This window comes from Pseudomonas sp. Au-Pse12 (assembly GCF_021341665.1).
Lineage (GTDB): Bacteria > Pseudomonadota > Gammaproteobacteria > Pseudomonadales > Pseudomonadaceae > Aquipseudomonas.
In genome coordinates this window covers 299,515-315,907 of sequence record NZ_JAJTTH010000008.1, presented here as the reverse complement: position 1 = coordinate 315,907, position 16,393 = coordinate 299,515, and the positions used below count along the sequence as shown (strand labels likewise).

13 protein-coding genes are annotated in these 16,393 nt (G+C 62.1%); all 13 read left to right on the top strand.

The features are described from left to right. Nucleotides 1-106: 106 nt before the first annotated feature. Nucleotides 107-547 carry an RNA polymerase-binding protein DksA gene (gene dksA / locus LXM55_RS23230; RefSeq protein ID WP_011063504.1) on the top strand — a complete coding sequence of 147 codons (441 nt, stop codon included), beginning with the start codon at nucleotides 107-109 and terminating at the stop codon, nucleotides 545-547. A 140-nt stretch (nucleotides 548-687) separates the two neighbouring features. Next, nucleotides 688-1,584: a tRNA glutamyl-Q(34) synthetase GluQRS gene (gluQRS, locus tag LXM55_RS23225; protein WP_233322502.1), complete on the top strand. Its 897-nt coding sequence runs from the start codon at nucleotides 688-690 to the stop codon at nucleotides 1,582-1,584. A gap of 77 nt (nucleotides 1,585-1,661) precedes the next feature. Next, on the top strand, nucleotides 1,662-1,838 hold the full coding sequence (locus tag LXM55_RS23220; RefSeq protein WP_003176118.1) for a hypothetical protein: 177 nt from the start codon (nucleotides 1,662-1,664) through the stop codon (nucleotides 1,836-1,838). Next, nucleotides 1,822-4,776, top strand: coding sequence for a sensor histidine kinase (locus LXM55_RS23215; RefSeq protein ID WP_233322501.1), 2,955 nt, complete (start codon nucleotides 1,822-1,824; stop codon nucleotides 4,774-4,776). Before LXM55_RS23220 ends, LXM55_RS23215 begins: the two co-directional genes overlap by 17 nt. Before the next feature lie 22 nt (nucleotides 4,777-4,798). Then, nucleotides 4,799-6,226: a sigma-54-dependent transcriptional regulator gene (locus tag LXM55_RS23210; RefSeq protein ID WP_233322500.1), complete on the top strand. Its 1,428-nt coding sequence runs from the start codon at nucleotides 4,799-4,801 to the stop codon at nucleotides 6,224-6,226. 744 nt (nucleotides 6,227-6,970) lie between these two features. Beyond that, a complete protein-coding gene (locus tag LXM55_RS23205; protein WP_233322499.1) occupies nucleotides 6,971-8,368 on the top strand; it encodes a polynucleotide adenylyltransferase PcnB in 1,398 nt (465 codons plus the stop codon). A 4-nt stretch (nucleotides 8,369-8,372) separates the two neighbouring features. Further along, nucleotides 8,373-8,852, top strand: coding sequence for a 2-amino-4-hydroxy-6-hydroxymethyldihydropteridine diphosphokinase (gene folK / locus LXM55_RS23200; protein ID WP_233322498.1), 480 nt, complete (start codon nucleotides 8,373-8,375; stop codon nucleotides 8,850-8,852). A 395-nt stretch (nucleotides 8,853-9,247) separates the two neighbouring features. Beyond that, nucleotides 9,248-10,048, top strand: coding sequence for a 3-methyl-2-oxobutanoate hydroxymethyltransferase (gene panB / locus LXM55_RS23195; protein WP_233322497.1), 801 nt, complete (start codon nucleotides 9,248-9,250; stop codon nucleotides 10,046-10,048). After that, a complete protein-coding gene (panC, locus tag LXM55_RS23190) occupies nucleotides 10,045-10,905 on the top strand; it encodes a pantoate--beta-alanine ligase (protein ID WP_233322496.1) in 861 nt (286 codons plus the stop codon). The genes panB and panC overlap by 4 nt, the downstream gene beginning before the upstream one ends. 105 nt (nucleotides 10,906-11,010) lie before the next feature. Next, entirely contained in the window at nucleotides 11,011-11,391 is a 381-nt protein-coding gene (gene panD / locus LXM55_RS23185) for an aspartate 1-decarboxylase (RefSeq protein WP_233322495.1), read from the top strand. Between the two features lie 245 nt (nucleotides 11,392-11,636). Beyond that, nucleotides 11,637-13,301, top strand: a complete 1,665-nt coding sequence (gene pgi / locus LXM55_RS23180; RefSeq protein ID WP_233322494.1) for a glucose-6-phosphate isomerase — start codon at nucleotides 11,637-11,639, stop codon at nucleotides 13,299-13,301. A gap of 127 nt (nucleotides 13,302-13,428) precedes the next feature. Then, a complete protein-coding gene (acs, locus tag LXM55_RS23175; protein WP_233322493.1) occupies nucleotides 13,429-15,366 on the top strand; it encodes an acetate--CoA ligase in 1,938 nt (645 codons plus the stop codon). 53 nt (nucleotides 15,367-15,419) lie between these two features. Beyond that, the gene (locus tag LXM55_RS23170) at nucleotides 15,420-16,286 is read left to right on the top strand and encodes an oxygenase MpaB family protein (protein WP_233322492.1); all 867 of its coding nucleotides are present in this window, start codon (nucleotides 15,420-15,422) and stop codon (nucleotides 16,284-16,286) included. The last annotated feature ends 107 nt before the right edge of the window (nucleotides 16,287-16,393 follow it).

Genomic DNA, 16,393 nt, shown 5'->3' with positions numbered 1-16,393 from the left:
TCTGGTTTGATCTGGTAAGTTCGCCCGCTTGCAGCCGCAGGGCCGGCAAGTGTCGGAGATGGAGCAATCCTGCGCAATGGATTACAAGAGTAGAGGCGGTCCATTCATGCCCACCCAAGCAAAGCAACAGATTCAATCGATCAGCGGTTTTGAACCTTACGTTGAAACTGCGGGCGAAGAGTACATGGGCAAGCCCATGCGCGAGCACTTCACCAAGATCCTGAACAAGTGGAAACAGGACTTGATGCAGGAAGTCGACCGCACTGTTGATCACATGAAAGACGAAGCGGCCAACTTCCCCGACCCGGCTGACCGTGCCAGCCAGGAAGAAGAGTTCAGCCTCGAACTGCGTGCCCGTGATCGCGAGCGCAAGTTGATCAAGAAGATCGACAAGACCCTGCAACTGATCGAAGACGAAGAATACGGCTGGTGTGAATCCTGTGGCGTCGAGATTGGCATTCGCCGTCTGGAAGCCCGCCCAACCGCCGACATGTGTGTCGACTGCAAGACCCTGGCGGAAATCAAGGAAAAACAAGTCGGCAAGTAATCGCCTGCTTGAACCTGAAACGGAGCGTGCCCACGCTCCGTTTTCGTTTCCGCCTCCCCCAGCAGGAGCGAGCCTGCTCGCAAGAACGATCCCCCCGGCGCCATCGCGACCTCGGGGCCAGACGAAGTAACATCCGCTCCATGACTGCCTCCAGAACTTCCTCGTACATCGGGCGTTTCGCCCCAACCCCCAGCGGCTACCTGCATTTCGGCTCGCTGGTTGCCGCGCTGGCCTCCTATCTCGATGCCCGGGCCGTCGGCGGCCGTTGGCTGCTGCGCATGGAAGACCTCGACCCGCCCCGGGAAGAGCCCGGCGCCCAGGCGGCGATTCTCAAGGCCCTGGAATGCTATGGCTTCGAATGGGACGGACAGATGGTTCGTCAGAGCGATCGCCACGATGCTTACGCCGAAGTCCTCAATCGCCTGTTCCAGCAGGGCCTGGCCTATGCCTGCACCTGCTCGCGCAAGCAGTTGGAGCCCTACCATGGCATTTACCCGGGCCTGTGCCGCAACCTTGGCCATGCCCAGAATGACGCGGCGATCCGCCTGCGGGTGCCGGAGCTGGAGTACCGCTTCGTCGACCGGGTCCAGGGCGAGTATCACCAGCACCTGGGCCGGGAAGTCGGGGACTTCGTGATCCGTCGCCGCGACGGCCTCTATGCTTACCAATTGGCCGTGGTGCTCGACGATGCCTGGCAGGGCATCACCGATATCGTGCGCGGCGCCGACTTGCTGGACTCGACACCGCGCCAGCTGTACCTGCAGGAACTGCTGGGCCTGTCCCAGCCGCGCTATCTGCATGTGCCGCTGATCACCCAGCCGGACGGGCACAAACTGGGCAAGTCCTACCGCTCGCCACCGCTGGCCGAGGATCAGGCACCGCCCCTGCTACTGCGCGCCTTGCGAGCGCTGGGCCAGAAACCGCCGACCGAGCTCGATGGTGCAAGCGTCGCGCAGATCATGGCGTGGGGCATATACCACTGGGACGCCACCCTGATTCCACGCACATTGAGCGTGCCGGAAGCGCAATTGAGCTGACGCTACTTGCAGCTTGGCGCCCATCCGTTACCATCGCCGCACGTTTTCGGGCACGCACACAATAAAGAGAGGCCGAGATGTACATCTATCGCTTGGTCCTGCTCCTAGTAGTGGGGATCTATCTGTTTTCCCCCGCCATCATGGATTGGTGGATCGATGCTACTGGCGCCTGGTATCGCCCGTATCTGCTCTGGCTGATTCTGATCGTCGTGACCTTCATCCTGCAGAGCCAAAAAGATGCCGATGAGCTTTAGCCTGACCCAGATGATCCTGATCAGCGCCGCCTACCTGGCGGTGCTGTTCGGCGTTGCCTGGATCAGTGAGCGCGGGATGATCCCGCGCTCGATCATTCGCCACCCACTGACCTACACCCTGTCGCTTGGGGTCTACGCCAGCGCCTGGGCGTTCTACGGCACGGTCGGCCTGGCCTACCAATACGGCTACGGTTTCCTGTCCAGCTACCTGGGGGTTTCCGGGGCCTTTCTCCTGGCTCCGGTACTGCTCTACCCGATCCTGAAAATCACCCGTACCTACCAACTGTCATCGCTGGCCGACCTGTTCGCCTTCCGCTTTCGCAGTACCTGGGCCGGCGCGCTGACCACCATTTTCATGCTGATCGGCGTACTGCCGCTGCTTGCCCTGCAGATTCAGGCAGTGGCCGACTCCATTGGCATTCTTACCCACGAGCCGGTGCAGCACCGGGTGGCGCTGAGCTTTTGCGCGCTGATCACCCTGTTCACGATTTTCTTCGGCTCGCGACACATCGCGACCCGGGAGAAACACGAAGGCCTGGTCTTCGCCATTGCCTTTGAATCGGTGATCAAGCTGATCGCCATCGGCGGCGTCGGCCTGTATGCGCTGTATGGCGTCTTCGATGGCCCGCAACAGCTGGAGCTCTGGCTGCTGCAGAACCAGACCGCCCTCGCCGCACTGCATACGCCGTTGCAGGAAGGCCCGTGGCGTACGCTGCTGCTGGTGTTCTTCGCCTCGGCGATCGTCATGCCGCACATGTATCACATGACCTTTACCGAGAACCTCAACCCCCGCGCCCTGGTCAGCGCCAGTTGGGGCCTGCCGCTGTTCCTGCTGCTGATGAGCCTGGCGGTGCCGCTGATTCTCTGGGCCGGGCTCAAGCTCGGTGCCACCACCAACCCGGAATACTTCACCCTGGGCATCGGCATCGCCGCCAACAGCCAGGCCCTGGCGCTGCTGGCCTATGTCGGCGGGCTGTCGGCCGCCAGCGGCCTGATCATCGTCACCACTCTGGCGTTGTCGGGGATGGCCCTGAACCACCTGGTGCTGCCGCTCTACCAGCCACCGGCGGAAGGCAACATCTATCGCTGGCTGAAATGGACCCGCCGCGCCCTGATCGTCGCCATCATCATGGCCGGCTATGCCTTCTACCTGCTGCTGGGCGCCGAACAGGACCTGGCCAACCTGGGGATCGTCGCTTTCGTCGCCACCCTGCAGTTTCTTCCGGGTGTGTTGTCGGTACTTTACTGGCCGACAGCTAACCGCCGCGGTTTCATCGCGGGCCTGCTGGCGGGGATCCTGGTGTGGCTGGTGACCATGCTGCTGCCGTTGATCGGCAATCTGCAGGGGTTCTATATCCCCCTGCTGAACATGATCTACGTCCTCGACGACACCAGCTGGCACATGGCGGCTATCGCCTCGCTGGCAGCCAACGTCCTGATGTTCACCCTGATCTCGCTGTTCACCAATGCCAGTGCCGAGGAAGCCAGTGCCGCCGAAGCCTGCGCCGTGGACAACGTACGTCGCCCGCAACGCCGGGAACTGCACGCGGCCTCGCCCCAGGAGTTCGCCACTCAGTTGGCCAAGCCGCTAGGGGCCAAGGCGGCACAGAAGGAAGTGGAGCAGGCACTGCGCGACCTTTACCTCCCCTTCGACGAGCGCCGCCCTTACGCCCTGCGACGCCTGCGGGACCGGATCGAGGCCAACCTGTCCGGCCTGATGGGCCCGAGCGTTGCCCAGGACATGGTGGAAACCTTTCTGCCCTACAAGGCCGGAGGAGAAAACTACGTCACCGAGGACATCCACTTCATCGAAAGCCGGCTGGAGGACTACCACTCACGCCTCACCGGGCTCGCCGCCGAGCTGGATGCGCTGCGTCGCTACCACCGGCAAACCTTGCAGGAGCTGCCGATGGGGGTCTGCTCGCTGGCCAAGGACCAGGAGATCCTCATGTGGAACAAGGCCATGGAGGAGCTCACCGGCATACCGGCCCAGCACGTGGTGGGCTCACGCCTGAGCACCATTACCAATCCGTGGAAGGACCTGCTGCAAGGCTTCATCAACCTGCCGGACGAACACCTGCACAAGCAGCACCTGGCCCTCGATGGCCAGACCCGCTGGCTGAACCTGCACAAGGCCGCCATCGACGAGCCCCTGGCACCGGGCAACAGTGGGCTGGTGCTGCTGGTGGAAGACCTGACCGAAACCCAGACCCTGGAAGACAAGCTGGTGCACTCGGAGCGCCTGGCCAGCATCGGGCGCCTGGCGGCCGGAGTCGCCCACGAAATCGGCAACCCGATTACCGGCATTGCCTGCCTGGCGCAGAACCTGCGAGAAGAACGTGAGGAAGACGGCGAACTGACGGAAATCAGCGAGCAGATCCTCGAACAGACCAAGCGCATCTCGCGCATCGTCCAGTCGCTGATGAGCTTTGCCCACGCCGGCAGCCATCAGCACAACGACGAAGCCGTGTGCCTGGCCGAAGTGGCCCAGGATGCCATCGGCCTGCTGGCGTTGAACCGGCGCAATTTCGAGGTGCAGTTCTTCAACCTGTGCGATCCCGACCACTGGGTCGACGGTGATCCACAGCGCCTGGCCCAGGTTCTGATCAACCTCCTTTCCAATGCTCGCGACGCCTCCCCTCCCGGCAGCGCGGTACGCGTCAAGAGCGAGGCTTTCGAGCACACGGTCGACTTGATCGTGGAGGACGAAGGCAGTGGCATTCCGAAGAACATCATGGACCGATTGTTCGAACCGTTTTTCACCACCAAGGACCCTGGGGAAGGCACCGGTCTGGGCCTTGCGCTGGTCTATTCCATCGTTGAAGAGCATTATGGACAAATCACCATCGACAGCCCGGCCGATCTACAAAGCCAACGCGGCACCCGTATTCGGGTGACTTTACCGCGTCATGTCGAAGCGACGTCCGCTGTGAACTGAGACCGTCGAGAGAATTGAATCAATGCCGCACATTCTGATCGTCGAAGACGAAACCATTATCCGCTCCGCCCTGCGCCGCCTGCTGGAACGCAACCAGTACCAGGTCAGCGAAGCCGGCTCAGTGCAGGAAGCCCAGGAACGCTTCAGCATCCCCACTTTCGATCTGATCGTCAGTGACCTGCGCCTGCCAGGCGCCCCGGGCACCGAATTGATCAAGCTCGGCCAGGGCACCCCGGTGCTGATCATGACCAGCTACGCCAGCCTGCGCTCAGCCGTGGACTCGATGAAAATGGGCGCGGTGGACTACATCGCCAAACCATTCGATCACGATGAAATGCTTCAGGCCGTGGCGCGGATCCTTCGGGATCGGCAAAGCGCCGAAAATGCCCCGGCAGAACGTCCTTCAGGCAAGACCGGCGCCTCTGCGGACAAGGCTGGCGCCAGCAACAACAATGGCGAAATCGGCATTATCGGCTCCTGCGCGCCGATGCAGGATCTGTACAGCAAGATCCGCAAAGTTGCCCCAACTGACTCGAATGTCCTGATCCAGGGTGAGTCCGGTACCGGTAAGGAACTGGTGGCGCGGGCTCTGCACAACCTCTCCAAACGCGCCAAGGCGCCGATGATCTCGGTGAACTGCGCGGCCATTCCGGAAACCCTGATCGAGTCCGAACTGTTCGGCCATGAAAAAGGTGCATTCACCGGGGCCAGTGCCGGTCGCGCGGGCCTGGTGGAAGCTGCGGATGGTGGCACCCTGTTCCTCGACGAAATCGGCGAGCTGCCACTCGAGGCTCAAGCTCGACTACTGCGGGTACTGCAGGAAGGCGAAATCCGCCGAGTGGGCTCAGTACAGTCGCAGAAAGTCGATGTGCGTCTGATTGCGGCCACTCACCGGGACCTGAAGAGCCTGTCGAAAATCGGCCAGTTCCGTGAAGACTTGTACTACCGCCTGCACGTGATCGCCCTGAAGCTCCCAGCCCTGCGTGAGCGCGGTGCCGACGTCAATGAAATTGCCAACGCATTCCTGGCTCGCCAAAGCGCGCGGGTCGGTCGCACCGACCTGAAGTTCGCCGCGGACGCCGAACAAGCTATCCGCCATTATTCCTGGCCAGGAAACGTACGGGAGCTGGAGAACGCTGTCGAACGTGCCGTCATTCTGTGCGAAAGCCCGGAAATCTCTGCCGACCTGCTGGGTATCGACATCGAACTGAGCGACCTGGAAGACGACGACTTCGTCGGTCTGGCCCCACAACCGGGTAACACCAGCCACGAACCGACCGAGGACCTGTCTCTGGAAGACTACTTCCAGCACTTCGTCCTTGAACACCAGGACCACATGACCGAGACCGAACTGGCGCGCAAACTCGGCGTCAGCCGCAAATGCCTCTGGGAGCGTCGTCAGCGCCTGGGCATCCCACGGCGCAAGAGCGGGGTAGCCAGCGAAAGCTGAACCACCGCTGACGAAAGCGCGGGTAACACTCGCTTTTTGTGAAAAACTGTTACCCGCAACATCGTACGTAACAAGAACCGGGGCTAAAGGTAACGAAGCCCCGGTTTTTTTTGCTCTGAAAAACACCCTGCAGCGCGCCTAACCCCTTGTTTTACTGGGGATCGCAAAAGTTGGCACGACACCTGCTATATGTTTGGTACAAGAACAATAACAAGCAATGCACAAGACAATAAAAATAAGACGAATCGACTCACGCATAATAAAAACAACACGGCGGAGGCGCAGCTAACTGATTCTTTTGGAGAGGCGTTGTATTTGGGGCGTGCCCCACAACCAGGCCGAGAACAACAAAAACTGCCCTAAGGCAGAGCCTGAACTGGTTGGATCGAAAGGTCATTGCAACTCAGCGATCAAAGCAATCCGTTTGCTCTTGGCTCCCGATTGGGAGGGTCACACTGGTTAAACCAGGTGACAAGGGCGTTTAACAAAAACAAGAAGCCCGAAACCAATAATAAAAATAGAGCACGCAACTATTCTGGGGGAGCTTCGGCTCCCCTTGTGGTTTCTGCAATTCGCGTTTTCCAGCCCAGACCCTCTCCTCAGCCCCGCAAAACCGCAGCTTCGCGCCTGCCTGTACAAGTCGCGGCAGCTTCCTACACCATCCTTCGACTAAATGCTAGAATCCCCGCCCATCATGCGGCCATTCTTCGTTTTGGCCGAATATTCCTTCAAACAGTGCATCCCATGCTGAAGAAGCTGTTCCAGTCATTTCGTTCTCCCTTGCGTCGTACGCAACATAAACGCAGCACGCCTGAAGTGCTCAATAGCAGCCAGCATTCGCTGCAACGCGCCCAATTCAGCCGGTATGCGGTGAATATCGTCGAACGCCTGCAGAACGCTGGCTACCAGGCCTACCTGGTGGGCGGCTGCGTGCGCGACATGCTGCTCAATATCACCCCCAAGGACTTCGACGTCGCCACCAGCGCCACACCGGAGCAGGTCAAGGCCGAGTTTCGTAACGCGCGCATCATTGGCCGGCGTTTCAAGCTGGTGCACATCCACTTCGGCCGCGAAATCATCGAAGTCGCAACCTTCCGTGCCAATCACCCGCAAAACGATGACGATGAGGACAGCAATCAGTCCTCGCGCAACGAAAGCGGACGCATCCTGCGAGACAACGTCTACGGCACCCTGGAAGAAGACGCGCAACGTCGCGACTTCACCATCAATGCCCTGTACTACGATCCGGTCAGCGAACGCATTCTCGATTACGCCAATGGCGTACACGACATTCGCAACAATCTGATCCGTCTGATCGGCGATCCCCGCCAGCGCTACCAGGAAGACCCGGTACGAATGCTTCGGGCCGTGCGCTTTGCCGCGAAACTGAACTTCGGCATCGAGAAACACACCGCGACCCCGATTCGCGAACTGGCGCCGATGCTGCGAGAAATCCCCTCGGCGCGCCTGTTCGAAGAAGTGCTCAAGCTGTTCCTCTCCGGCTACGCCGCGGACACTTTCGAAATGCTGGTGGACCTGCAACTGTTCGATCCATTGTTCCCGGCCAGCGCCGAAGCCCTGGAATACAACCCGACCTACACGCACACACTGATCAGCGAAGCCTTGATCAACACCGACCTGCGGATCAAGCAGAACAAGCCGGTGACTCCAGCCTTCCTGTTCGCCGCCCTGCTCTGGCCAGCCCTGCCGGCACGGGTGCTGCGCCTGCAGGAACGTGGCATGCCGCCCATTCCGGCCATGCAGGAAGCCGCCCACGAACTGATCGCCGAACAGTGCCAGCGCATTGCTATCCCCAAGCGTTTCACCATGCCGATCCGCGAGATCTGGGACATGCAGGAGCGTCTGCCACGACGCAGCGGCAAGCGCGCCGACCAGTTGCTGGACAACCCACGCTTCCGTGCCGGTTACGACTTCCTGCTGCTGCGTGAAAGCGCCGGCGAACAAACCGATGGCCTGGGCGAATGGTGGACCGACTACCAGGACGCCAATGATGCCGAACGTCGCGACATGATCCGCGACCTCAGCGGCAAGGAAGACGCCAGCGGCGCGCCGCGCAAACGCCGGCGCAGCAGCGGTGCCAAACGCAAGCGCAGCGGTGGCTCCGGCGCATCGGGCGAGTAAGCGGATGGAACGCGTCTATATCGGCATGGGCAGCAACCTGGCAGCCCCCGAAGCACAACTGCGCAGCGCCATCGAGGCCCTCGCGCAGTTGCCCGAAAGCCGCCTGCACGGCGTATCGGCCTTCTATCAAAGCGACTCACTGCTCCCCGGCCAGCCCCGCTACACCAATGCCGTAGCGGCACTGGACAGCAACTTGGCCCCGCTGGCACTGCTGGACGCGTTGCAGGCGATCGAAAACCAGCAAGGCCGCGAGCGAAATGAGCGCTGGGGACCTCGGACCCTGGACCTGGATATCCTGCTGTTCGGTGATCGACTGATCGACGAACCACGCCTCAAAGTCCCTCATTACCACATGCAGGCCCGCGCCTTTGTCCTCTACCCGCTGGCGGAACTGGCCCCTGCCGACCTGCTGCTGGCTGACGGGCGCAGCCTGCAAGCATTGCTCGCGGCGTGCCCATTTGTCGGCCTGGAACGCCTGGCCTGAAAGCTGAAACGCATCAGTAACGGCGGTAACACTGCAGGCGTAACAATGCGGTAACACATCTAATTGACTTCCCGAGTTCTCCTCACGACTATAGGCGTCCCGTTGCCGCCATCACGGCGCTAAAGGGCGCAATTCAAGTGAGGCCGGTTCGTGGCGACCCCGGGAAATGCCAGGCGGAGACAGTTGTGCAGCAGCGGTGGCACCCGCTGGCACGACGCTTCTTCCGGGCACACAATGATGTGCTCGACGCCACAGGCGCGACTCCCGCAAGCCCGTTCAAATCGCTTGGAACCAGGCTGTATAAGCACGACAAAAGACCGTGCGCCGGAATAACGAAGAATCACGCGCGTTACTCGCAGTAGTTTCCAAAGCGCCTGAAATGAGGACCCCTTTTCATGCCAGACATCACTCTGACCACCCTGCAAAGCCTCAAGCAGAAAGGTGAGAAAATCACCATGTTGACCTGCTACGACGCGACCTTCGCCCACACCTGCTGTGAAGCCGGCGTCGAAGTTCTACTGGTAGGCGACTCCCTGGGCATGGTGCTGCAAGGGCACGACAGCACGCTGCCCGTCAGCATCGCCGACATGGCTTATCACGTCGCGGCGGTAAAGCGCGGCAACAATGGGGCGCTGATCCTGGCCGACCTGCCTTTCATGTCCTACGCCACCACTGAGCAGGCGCTGAGCAGCTCGGCCCAGCTGATGCAGGCCGGCGCGCACATGGTCAAGATCGAAGGCGCAGCCTGGCTGGCCGAATCAGTGCGCCAGCTGAACGAGCGCGGCGTGCCGGTTTGCGTGCACATGGGGCTGACCCCACAGACCGTGAACGTGCTGGGCGGCTACAAGGTCCAGGGCCGCAATGAAAGCCAGGCCCGGCAGATGCGTGCCGACGCCATCGCCCTGGAACAGGCTGGCGCGGCCATGCTGTTGCTGGAGTGCGTGCCCAGCGAGCTGGCGGCGGAGATCTCCCAGGCGGTGAAGATTCCAGTGATCGGCATCGGTGCCGGCAGTGCCACCGACGGCCAGGTTCTAGTCCTTCACGACATGCTGGGGCTTTCTCTGAGCGGCCGTTCGCCAAAGTTCGTGAAGAACTTCATGGCCGGCAAGGACAGCATCCAGGCGGCCTTGAGCGCCTACGTCGAAGCCGTCAAAACCGTTACCTTCCCAGGCGCCGAACACGGGTTCTCCGCATGAATACAGTAAAAACCGTGCGCGAGTTGCGCGCTGCGGTCGCCCGCGCGCGCAGTGAAGGCAAGCGGATCGGCTTTGTGCCGACCATGGGCAACCTGCACAGCGGCCACGCCGCCCTGGTGGCCAAGGCCGCCCAGCGTGTGGACTTCGTGGTCGCCAGCATCTTCGTCAACCCACTGCAATTCGGTGCCGGCGAAGACCTGGACAAGTACCCGCGTACCCTCGCCGCCGACCAGGAAAAACTGCTCGAAGCCGGTTGCCACCTGCTGTTTGCCCCCAGCGTCGAAGAGATGTACCCCGACGGCATGGCCGGACAAACCCGGGTCAGCGTTCCACAGCTGTCAGAAGGCCTGTGCGGCGCCAGCCGCCCCGGGCATTTCGAAGGCGTGGCTACCGTGGTCAGCAAGCTGTTCAATATGGTCCAGCCCGACCTCGCGGTATTTGGCCAGAAGGACTACCAGCAACTGGCGGTCATTCGCGCGCTGGTGCATGACCTGAACATGCCGATCCAGATCATCGGCGAGCCAACGGTACGCGCCGCCGACGGCCTGGCGCTGTCTTCGCGCAACGGCTACCTGAGCGAAGAGCAACGTGCCATTGCCCCCGCGCTGTACCGCAGCCTGGGCCAGATCGCCCAGGCCATCAGGAACGGCGAACGCGACTACCCGCGGCTCCTGGCTGAGCAACAGCAGCAGCTCGAAGCCGCCGGCCTGCGCCGCGATTACCTGGAAATCCGCCAGGCCCAGAACCTGCGTCCGGCTACCGCCGAAGACCGCGACCTGGTGATTCTGGTCGCGGCCTATCTGGGCGCGACGCGGCTGATCGACAACCTGCACCTGGACCTCAACACGCCGGCATAAACGCCTGATTGCCCGAACTCCAACCTTCGGGCAAACTGCCGCCGGCTGGGGCCTGCAGCCAATAACTGCGGGCCCCGTTCGAGGATCCGACCCAGGGAACACCCCATGCACGCCATCATGCTCAAGGCCAAGCTGCATCGAGCAGAAGTCACTCACGCCGTGCTTGATTACGAAGGCTCCTGTGCCATCGACAGCGACTGGCTGGACCTCTCCGGCATTCGTGAATACGAGCAGATCCAGATCTATAACGTCGACAATGGCGAGCGCTTCACCACCTATGCCATCCGTGGCGAATCCGGCTCACGCATGATCTCGGTGAACGGCGCAGCAGCGCACAAGGCCAAGGTGGGTGACCGGGTGATCATCTGCGCCTACGCTCACTACAGCGAAGCCGAGCTGCTCGATTTCAAGCCCCGCATGCTGTACATGGCCCCCGGCAACGAGCTGAGCCATACCAGCCATGCGATCCCGGTTCAGCTCGCCTGAAGCCGTCCGTATTTCTACTCACTGAAAACCCGAATGCAGAGCTGACAGGGCCGCCCGGTAGCCAACAGTACTGGCCACCAGTCGGACAAAGCCAAGACAGAACAGCACGCTGGAGTTACTGTTACCTCCCTGAGTGATTAAACGTATCAGCACAAGGCCGGCCGAACGGTTCCTTGAGACCGTGCAAGACGTTCCGGGCTTTTCAGTGTCCAAAAGGCAGTTCAAGCAAAAGGAAAACCGCAGCGATGGCGTACTACCGCACTCCTCACGACGTTACCGCTCTGCCCGCCTGGCAAGCGTTGAAAGACCACCGCCAAGCCATGCAGGATTTCAGCATGCGCGAGGCGTTCAATGCCGATCCACAGCGCTTCAGCCAATTCACCCTGAGCAGCTGCGGACTGTTTCTCGATTACTCGAAGAACCTGATCACCAGCCAGACCCGCGACCTGCTGGTGAACCTGGCCAAGGAAGTCGGCCTGGCCGATGCCATCAAGTCCATGCTCACCGGCGAGCTGGTCAACGCCTCCGAAGGCCGTCCGGCCCTGCACACCGCACTGCGCCGTCCGGTTGGCGACAAGCTGTCGGTGAACGGCGTCAACGTGATGCCGGAAGTGCACAAGGTGCTGAACCAGATCACCGAGCTGGTGGGGCGTATCCACGACGGCCTGTGGCGCGGCTACACCGAGAAGCCCATCACCGACGTGGTGAACATCGGCATCGGCGGCTCCTTCCTCGGCCCGGAACTGGTATCCGAAGCCTTGCTGTCCTACGCCCAGAAAGGCGTGCGCTGCCACTACCTGGCGAACATCGACGGCAGTGAGTTCCATGAGCTTTCGGCGAAGATCCGCGCGGAAACCACGCTGTTCATCGTGTCCTCCAAGTCGTTCAACACCCTCGAAACCCTGAAGAACGCCCAAGCAGCGCGGGCCTGGTATCTGGCACAAGGCGGCTCCGAAGCCGAACTGCATCGCCACTTCATCGCCGTGTCGAGCAACAACGCGGCCGCCGTGGCCTTCGGCATCCGCGAAGAGAACATATTCCCGATGTGGGACTGGGTCGGCGGGCGCTACTCGCTGTGGTCTGCCATCGGCCTGCCGATTGCCCTGGCCATCGGCATGTCCAACTTCAAGGAACTGCTGTCCGGTGCCTACACCATGGACCAGCACTTCCAGAGCGCCCCGTTCGAACAGAACATGCCGGTGCTGCTGGCCCTGCTGGGCGTGTGGTACGGCAACTTCTGGGGCGCGCAAAGCCACGCGATCCTGCCGTACGACCACTACCTGCGCAACATCACCAAGCACCTGCAGCAGCTGGACATGGAATCCAACGGCAAGAGCGTGCGCCAGGACGGCACGCCGGTAGCCACCGACACTGGCCCGGTGATCTGGGGCGGCGTGGGCTGCAACGGCCAGCACGCCTATCACCAGTTGCTGCACCAGGGCACCCAACTGATTCCGGCCGACTTCATCGTGCCGATCGTCAGCTTCAACCCGGTGGCCGACCACCATCAATGGCTGTACGCCAACTGCCTGTCCCAGAGCCAGGCGCTGATGCTGGGCAAGACCCGCGCCGAAGCCGAGAGCGAACTGCGCGAGAAAGGCCTGAGCGAAGCCGAAGTGGCGAAACTCGCGCCGCACAAGGTGATTCCCGGCAACCGTCCGAGCAATACCCTGGTGGTGGAACGCATCAGCCCGCGGCGCCTGGGCGCCCTGGTAGCGCTGTACGAGCACAAGGTCTTCGTGCAAAGCGTGGTCTGGGGCATCAACGCGTTCGACCAGTGGGGCGTAGAGCTCGGCAAGGAGCTGGGCAAAGGTGTCTACAACCGCCTGGTCGGCAGCGATGAAACCCTGGCCGACGACGCATCGACCCAAGGCCTGATCAACTACTTCCGCGGCCGTCACCGCGGCTGATCGACCTTGCCTTCCCAGGAGCCGGCCCAGCCGGCTCCTGTCCGGGCCCCGGCCCTCCCCCCTTGAACCTTCCTGACACTTGTGCGCAACCTTATGGCTTGTCGCAAAACAAGAATAAGGAACCGTCATGTTCGATATCAGCACTTTTCCGAAAGCCGATGCCGTCCGCCGGGCGGCGCAAATGAGTCAGGACGACTACCACCACCTCTACCGTCAATCCATAGAACAGCCGGACCAGTTCTGGGCCGAGCAGGCGAAGCGGTTCCTGCACTGGAGCAGCCCCTGGGACAGCGTGCACAGCCACGACATGCGCACCGGCCAAGCCAGCTGGTTCAGCGGCGGCCAACTCAACGTCAGCTACAACTGCATCGATCGTCATCTGGAAAAACGCGGCCATCAGGCGGCGATCATCTGGGAAGGTGACAACCCCGCGGACTCCCAGCGCATTACCTACCAGCAGTTGCACGACCGGGTCTGTCGCCTGGCCAACGTGTTGAAAAGCCGTGGCGTGAAGAAGGGCGACCGGGTCTGTATCTACATGCCGATGATTCCCGAAGTGGCCTACGCCATGCTCGCCTGCACGCGCATCGGCGCCGTGCATTCGGTGGTGTTCGGCGGCTTCTCGCCGGAAGCCCTGCGCGACCGGATCCTCAATGCCGACTGCCGCACCGTGATCACCGCGGATGAAGGCGTGCGCGGCGGCAAATTGATCCCGCTGAAGAACAACGTCGACAAGGCCCTGCTCAGTTGCCCGGATGTCGGCAGCGTGGTGGTGGTCGAACGCACCCACAACCCGGTGAACTGGGTAGAAGGCCGCGACATTCACTACGAGCAGGCCGTGGCCGCGGCCAGCGACCAGTGCGCGCCCGAGCCGATGGACGCCGAAGACCCGCTGTTCATCCTCTACACCTCCGGCAGCACCGGCAAACCCAAGGGTGTGCTGCACACCACGGGCGGCTACCTGCTGCAGGCGGCCATGACCTTCAAGTACGTCCTGGACTACCGTGACGGCGAGGTTTTCTGGTGCACCGCCGACGTCGGCTGGGTCACCGGCCACAGCTACATCCTCTACGGCCCACTGGCCAACGGCGCGACCACGCTGATCTTCGAGGGCGTGCCCAACTACCCGAGCACCTCGCGCTTCTGGGAAGTGGTGGACAAGCACCAGGTGAATATCTTCTACACCGCGCCCACCGCCCTGCGTGCCCTGATGCGCGAAGGCAGCGCACCGCTGCAGAACTCCTCCCGCGCCAGCCTGCGCTTGCTCGGCAGCGTCGGCGAGCCGATCAACCCGGAAGCCTGGGAGTGGTACTTCAATGTCGTAGGCGAACAGCGCTGCCCGATTGTCGATACCTGGTGGCAGACCGAAACCGGCGGCATCATGCTCAGCCCCCTGGTCAGCGCCCAGCAGATCAAGCCCGGCTGCGCCTCGACCCCGATGTTCGGCGTACAACCGGTACTGCTGGACGACCAGGGCAAGGAAATCCACGGCGCGGGCAGCGGCATCCTGGCAATCAAGGCCAGCTGGCCAGCACAGATCCGCAGCGTCTACGGCGACCCCAAGCGCATGGTCGAAACCTATTTCGCGCCCTACCCCGGCTACTACTTCACCGGCGATGGCGCCCGACGCGACGAAGACGGCAGCTACTGGATCACCGGGCGCATCGACGACGTGATCAACGTTTCCGGGCACCGAATTGGCACCGCCGAAGTGGAAAGCGCCCTGGTGCTCCACGACAGCATTGCCGAAGCGGCGGTGGTTGGTTACCCCCACGACCTCAAGGGCCAGGGGATCTATGCCTTCGTCACACCGATGCAGGGCATCGAGCCCGACGAGGAGTTGAAGAAGGAGCTGCTGGCCCTGGTCAGCCGCGAGATCGGCAGCTTCGCCAAGCCGGAGCTGATCCAGTGGGCTCCAGCCCTGCCGAAAACTCGCTCGGGCAAGATCATGCGGCGTATCCTGCGCAAGATCGCCTGCAACGAACTGGACACCCTGGGTGATACCTCGACCCTGGCGGACCCCAGCGTAGTGGACGGTCTGATCGACAAGCGCCTGAATGCTTGAAACCGGCGCGGCGATAGCCGCGCCCCCTTTTTCAATAGCCACACCGAGCTGTCATGGAATTCATTCGCAGCCGCATCGAAAGCCAAGTCATGAGCCTGTCCGGCCTGTCCCTGGGTCAGCTCGACCTGGAGAACCCCAAAGGCGACCCCGGCCTGTTCGGGCCGGGATCCGTCAGCTGGCAAGTCCACGCCGACTTCAGCAGCATGCTGATTGGCGGCATCAGCGCCTTGCTGATGCAAGCCCTGCATCCCCTGGCCCTGGCCGGCGTCTGGGACCACTCGAACTTTCGCCAGGACATGATCGGCCGCTTGCGCCGTACCGGGCAGTTCATCTCTGGCACCACCTTCGGCTCCCGCCAGGACGCCGAATGGCTGATCGACAAAGTACGCAACATTCACCTGCATATCGTCGGAACCGCCCCCGATGGCCGCCCCTATGCCGCGAGTGATCCCGACCTGCTGACCTGGGTTCACGTGGCGGAAGTCAGCAGTTTTCTGGCTGCGCACCTGCGCTACCTCAACCCCCGGTTGTCCGGCGCCGACCAGGATCGCTACTACGACGAAATCGCCCTGATCGCCGAGCGCCTGGGGGCCCGCGATGTGCCGCGCTCGCGACGGGCCGTGGCTGAGTATCTGCGGGCCATGCGCCCGCAGTTGCTGTGCGATGAGCGCAGCCGCGAAGTCCTGCGCCTGCTGCTGGCGGCCCCCGCTCCGAGCCGCCTGGCCAAGCCCTTCGGCTCGTTGATGATGCAAGCAGGCCTCGACCTGCTGCCGGATTGGGCCAGCGCCATGCTCGAGGTCAACCAGAACCCGCTGCAACGCCAGCTGATTCGCGCCAGCGTCAAACGCAGCACGCCGATGCTGCGCTGGGCGGTACGCGACAGCTCTGTGCACCGGGCGCAACGCCGCATGGGTCTGTAAGAGCCGACGGCTCAGCCTTCACCGCGTAGCGCTAACGACCCGGCCCGTGACCTGCACGGGCCCTCTGGCACAACGTCCCCTGTAGGCGCTGGCTTGCCAGCGCAGGC